General features: G+C 72.8%; 5 protein-coding genes. 3 read left to right on the top strand and 2 right to left on the bottom strand.

The window, feature by feature from the left end; genetic code table 11:
• Positions 1-186: 186 nt before the first annotated feature.
• Entirely contained in the window at positions 187-1383 is a 1197-nt protein-coding gene (locus tag ACWD0A_RS34475; RefSeq protein WP_451304633.1) for a CaiB/BaiF CoA transferase family protein, read from the top strand.
• A gap of 35 nt (positions 1384-1418) precedes the next feature.
• On the opposite strand, the gene ACWD0A_RS34470 is transcribed toward ACWD0A_RS34475, so the two are convergent.
• Positions 1419-1682 (bottom strand): hypothetical protein, encoded by a 264-nt coding sequence (locus ACWD0A_RS34470; protein ID WP_307716245.1) that lies wholly within the window; start codon positions 1680-1682, stop codon positions 1419-1421.
• A gap of 282 nt (positions 1683-1964) precedes the next feature.
• Here ACWD0A_RS34470 and ACWD0A_RS34465 point away from each other — a divergent pair, with 282 nt between their 5' ends.
• On the top strand, positions 1965-2900 hold the full coding sequence (locus ACWD0A_RS34465; protein WP_451304631.1) for a serine/threonine-protein kinase: 936 nt from the start codon (positions 1965-1967) through the stop codon (positions 2898-2900).
• 98 nt (positions 2901-2998) lie between these two features.
• Here the strand turns inward: ACWD0A_RS34465 and ACWD0A_RS34460 are convergent, their stop codons facing one another.
• Positions 2999-3808: an SGNH/GDSL hydrolase family protein gene (locus tag ACWD0A_RS34460; RefSeq protein ID WP_451304629.1), complete on the bottom strand. Its 810-nt coding sequence runs from the start codon at positions 3806-3808 to the stop codon at positions 2999-3001.
• 284 nt (positions 3809-4092) lie between these two features.
• On the opposite strand from ACWD0A_RS34460, the gene ACWD0A_RS34455 reads away from it, so the two are divergent.
• A complete protein-coding gene (locus ACWD0A_RS34455; protein WP_451304627.1) occupies positions 4093-5187 on the top strand; it encodes a DUF5925 domain-containing protein in 1095 nt (364 codons plus the stop codon).
• The last annotated feature ends 88 nt before the right edge of the window (positions 5188-5275 follow it).

The raw sequence follows: 5275 nt of genomic DNA, 5'->3' as shown, positions 1-5275 counted from the left end.
GGGCCCCCCCCCCGCCCCTTCTCTAACCCCCCCCCCCCGGCGCCTTGCCCCCCCCGGGAACTCGGGGGCAGCGCCCCCGGAAGCGCAGCGTTCGGCCGCGTCAACGGGACGCCGTGGCCAAGTCGGCCCGGCGTTTTCATGATCCCCAGGGGTGACAAGATGGCGGTTGCACATTAGACACGGCCTATGAGCCAACAGCCACTGCCCCTGGACGACATCACGGTCGTCGCCGTCGAGCAGGCCGTCTCCGCGCCGTTCGCCACGCGCCAGCTCGCCGACCTCGGCGCCCGCGTGATCAAGGTCGAGCGCCCGGACGGCGGTGACTTCGCGCGCGGCTACGACACCGCGGCCCGCGGGCTCGCCTCGCACTTCGTCTGGTGCAACCGCGGCAAGGAGTCCATCGCCGTCGATCTCAAGGACCCGCGCGGACTGGACATCGTGCACCGGCTCGTCGCGGACGCCGACGTGTTCGTGCAGAACCTCGCGCAGGGCGCGGCGGCCCGGCTCGGCCTGGACGCCGCGGCCCTGTGCGCGCGGCACCCGCGGCTGATCGCCGTCGACATCTCGGGCTACGGCTCGGGAGGCCCGTACGCGCACAAGCGTGCGTACGACATGCTCGTGCAGTGCGAGGCCGGTCTGGTCTCGGTGACGGGGACGGCGACCGAGCCGGTGAAGGCGGGCGTCCCGGCGGCCGACATCGCCGCCGCGATGTACGCCTTCTCGGGCGTGCTGGCGGCGCTGCTGCGGCGCGGTACGACGGGCCGCGGCGGCCAGGTCGAGATCTCGATGCTGGAGTCGCTGGCCGAGTGGATGGGCCACCCGCTCCACCACGGGATGCACGGAGGTGCGGCCCCGGCGCGCACAGGTGTCGCGCACGCCGTCATCTCCCCCTACGACGCGTACGACACGGCCGACGGCGGCCAGGTGCTCCTGTCGGTGCAGAACGACCGCGAGTGGCGCCGGCTCGCCGAGAACGTGCTGGAGCGACCGGATTTGGCGGACGACCCGGACTTCGCCACGAACACCGCGCGCACCGCGAACCGGGCGCGTACGGACGCGGTGGTGGCCAAGGCCCTGGTGGGGCTGACGACGCAGGACGCGATCGACCGGCTGGAGGCCGCGGGCATCGCCTGTGCGCGCCTGAACACCGTGACGGACGTGGCCGGACATCCGCAGCTGGCCGCCCGTGACCGGTGGCGCGAGGTCGACTCGCCGGCCGGGCCGCTGCGGGCGCTGCTGCCCCCGATCACGCTGCCGGGCGGGGCCCCGGCGCGGATGGGGGCGATTCCCTCGCTCGGCGAGCACACCGACGCGCTGCTGCGGGCCCTGGGGATGACGGACGAGGCCGCGGCGGCGCTACGCCGGGACGGTGTGGTCGCCTGAGCGGTCGCGCGAGGAAGGGGGTCGGGCGGGGTCGGTCAGCCGCGGCTGCCGAACAGGGAGCGCCGCAGTCGCCGCAGCGGGGCGAACAGCGAGACGCGCGCGCTCTTGCTCCCGCGACCGTGCCGCACGTCGCGCGAGGTCAGCTCACGCATCAGCAGGGTCGCCTCGGCGGCCTCGCCCTGCGGGACGGCAGGGCCGCCGAGCACCGAGAGGTGGCGGTCGAGACGCGAACTGGTCGCGACGCTTCCGCAGGTGATGGCAGGCACGCGGGCCCTGCTGCGAACTGTTATCTGATCCATGTCACTCCCCACCCGTACGAGACACCCGGCCCGGGCACATTAACCCTATCTCCCCGGCGGGACACCCGTGTATCCCGCCCGCATGATTCACCACACTCGTACGGGGGTTGACGATTACTCTCCGAATACAGCTGATTCCAGGGCGAGTTGGGCGACCGTGGCGGCCCTCTCGGCAGGCCGGAGAACTGATGGTCGGTCAACCCGTGTCCGCACGCGGGCAGTTGAGCTAGATTCGAGGGGTTTCCACCGTGTTGCGGCTTGGTTGCGGACAGGAGGCATGGCATGAGCGGACCACCGGGAACCGACCGGCTGATCGCGGAGCGCTACCGCCTGATCGGGCCGCTCGGCGAGGGCCGTACGGGCGTGGCGTGGCTGGCCCGCGACGAACTGCTGGGCCGCGACGTCGCGGTCAAGGAGGTCCGCGCTCCGGCCGGCCTCGACGCCACAGCGGCGCGCGAGCTGTACGGACGGCTGGAGCGGGCCGCGCGGGCCGCGGGCCGTGTCTCGCACCGCAATGTGGTCGCCGTCCACGACGTGGTCACCGACGACGGCCGCCCCTGGATCGTGATGGAACTCGTGCGCGGCCTCGCCCTGTCGGACGTACTGGAGGCGGAGGGACCGCTGCCGCCCGCGCGCGCCGCGCACATCGGCGCGGAGGCCGTCGCCGCCCTGCGCGCGGCGCACGCGGCGGGTGTGGCGCACCACGACGTGAGGGCGGCCAACGTCCTCTTCGGCAACGACGGCCGGGTGATGCTGACCGGTTTCGGCATGGACCCGGAGTTCGCACCGGACATCGAGCCGGGCGCCGACGCCGATCTGTGGTCGCTCGGCGCCCTGCTGTACACGGCGGTCGAGGGCCGCTCCCCCGGCGCGGGCGAGGAGGTCCGGCCCTCGGAGCGGGCGGGCGCGCTGGCGCCGGTCATCTCGGGGCTGATGCGGCGGGATGCGGCGGAGCGGATGCCGGCGTCGGAGGCCGAGCACCGGCTGCGGCTGGCGAGCGCGGGCGGAACCCCGCGTGCGAGCGCACCGCCGCCGTCGCAGCCCCCGGCGGGCCGGGGCGATGCCGAAGGGAATACGCACGCCGGCGGCACGGGTCCGTCCGCGAGCCCGTCGCCGTCCGCCGACGAGCCGCGCCGTGCCGCGACGGTGCTGGCGGCAGGCGTGGTGCTGCTTCTCCTGGCGGTCACGGCACTGCTCTGGGCGGTGCTGGGCGGGTGAGGCGGCAGGCCCTGCCGGCGGGACGGCCGGGCAGGGCCTGCGTACGCACGGTGGGGGTGGACGCCGTCCGGCCCTGACGCGCCGGGCGGATTTCCGGCTCAGGCGTGGGAGGCGAAGACGGGCAGATAGCCGCCGGACTGTCCGGAGGCCGTGGGGTGGTACGACTCGCCCATGTTGAACCAGTTGACGCTGTGCAGCCAGGCAGCCCCTGAGCAGATCTCGTGCCCGGCGAACGTGCCGACGACACTGCCGAAGGTGTATCCGTGGTCGGCCGCGCGCTTGGCGGTCGCCGTGTTGAGGTAGTCGGCCGCCCCGTTGATGGCGGACCGCTTGGTCTCGCTCATACCGGCCGAGCAGCTGCCGCTGAGCTTGTAGAAACGCGGATAGCCGAGGACGACGACCCGGGCGGCGGGCGCCTTGGCCCGGATCGCCGAGTACACCTGGTCGAGCCGGCCGGGCAGGGTCGTGTCGACGTAGCGCTTGGCCTGCTCGATCCGGGCCAGACACTCGGCGTCGGAGCTCAGGACGCAGGTGGTCATCACATCGGAGAAGCCCGCGTCGTTGCCGCCGACCGTGATGGAGACGAGGTCGGTCGCCGAGCCGAGCGGCCCGAGCTGACCGGCGGTCACGTCACCGGTGCGGGCGCCCGAGCAGGCGGTGAACGCGAACGACGAGGGCGCGTTGCTTGCGGCCCAGAGCTTGGGGTAGGCGCGGGTGCTGCGCTTGCAGTTGCCGCTGGCGCTGTCGTAACTGCCCGCTCCCACACCGGAGGAGTACGAGTCGCCGAGTGCCACGTAGTCCACGGCCTGGACGGTGGAATCGGCCTGCGCCGGGCCCGCTCCGGTGAGAGCGAGAACAGCGCCGAGGAGGAGTGAGGATGAGAGTGCCGCGACTCGGGACAGTTTCATGGAACCTCCCTTGAGCAGGATCTCTGCCTCAACTTTCGTAGCAGCAGAGGGACTTGACCGGAAGTGTCCATGCCAAAGATGTTACTGACGGGTCATCGGTCGAAAAGCGAAACGAGCGAGTGAAGGGAAGGTTCCGCCTCGGAACGCCGCAACCGTCGCAAAAGAAGGGCCGAGACCGGCTGCCCGGCCCGCCGGGCCGTGGGCCGGATACGCGGGGACACCACGTGACGCCGCACCGGGCAAAACACGGTGCGGCGCTCCGGACCGTGCCGGATCATGGGCGTATGTCTGCCAACCCGTATGACGCCCTGCCGATCCGGCTCAACGTCGACGACAGCGATTCGCCGTCGGACGTCGTCGACGCGCTGTTCCTCGGCCGCTTCGCGGCGGGTGCGCAGCCGTACTCGCACAGTTCGACGATCGACCGCGTCAAGCCCGGCGCGACGCTGCTGCCACCCTCGGCCTCCGTGCTGCGGTCGGCCCGTGACGACGACCGCAGCGCCACGCTCGCCGAGGGCGAGGGCTGGACGCTGCTCGTCTCGCGGTGGAACCGGGGCGCGGACGTCACGGTCACCGCCGTGAGTTCCGAGCTGGCCCAGAAGGTGCTCGACGAGGCGACGGACGGCGCGGCCGACGAGCCCGAACCGCAGCCGGAGAACGTGACCATGGGCTTCTGGTACGTCTCACCGCGGCGCGGTCCGCACCGCACGACCCGTCAGATCTCCGCCGGCACGTGGGAGGAGATCCGGCCCAACTACACGGCTCCGGTGGCCGTCGCGATGGACCGGCTGATGAAGGTCACCCCGGACGACATCGCCGGCCGGCTGCTGCTGCTCCACGGCCCGCCCGGCACGGGCAAGACGTCGGCGCTGCGCACGCTGGCTCGCTCGTGGCGCGACTGGTGCCAGGTGGACTGCGTGCTGGATCCGGAGCGGCTGTTCAACGACGTCGGCTACCTGATGGACATCGCCATCGGCGAGGACGAGGGTACGGCCAAGGGCCGCTGGCGGCTGCTCCTGCTGGAGGACTGCGACGAGCTGATCCGCGGCGAGGCGCGGCACACAGCGGGCCAGGCGCTGTCGCGCCTGCTCAACCTGACGGACGGTCTGCTGGGCCAGGGCCGCAACGTCCTGGTCGGCGTCACGACCAACGAGGACCTGGAGCGCCTCCATCCGGCCGTCGTCCGCCCGGGCCGCTGCCTGGCCCGGATCGAGGTGGGCCCGCTGACGCGCGGCGAGGCGGTGTCCTGGCTCGGCACGGAGGAGGGCGTGGGGCGCGAGGGCGCGACGCTGGCGGAGCTGTTCGCGCTGCGCCGCGGGACGTCTCCGGCGTCGGTGCCGCCGCAGTCAGCGGGCGCGGACGCGGGGCTGTACCTCTGACGCGCCGGTGGGCGGCGGGGGCTCCGCCCCCGACCCCGCGCCTCAATCGCCGGCGAGGCTGGATTTCGCTGCGCGAAATCAGCCCGTC

The sequence above is a fragment of the Streptomyces sp. NPDC002867 genome, assembly GCF_053591895.1.
This window is presented reverse-complemented; position numbering and strand designations above follow the sequence as displayed.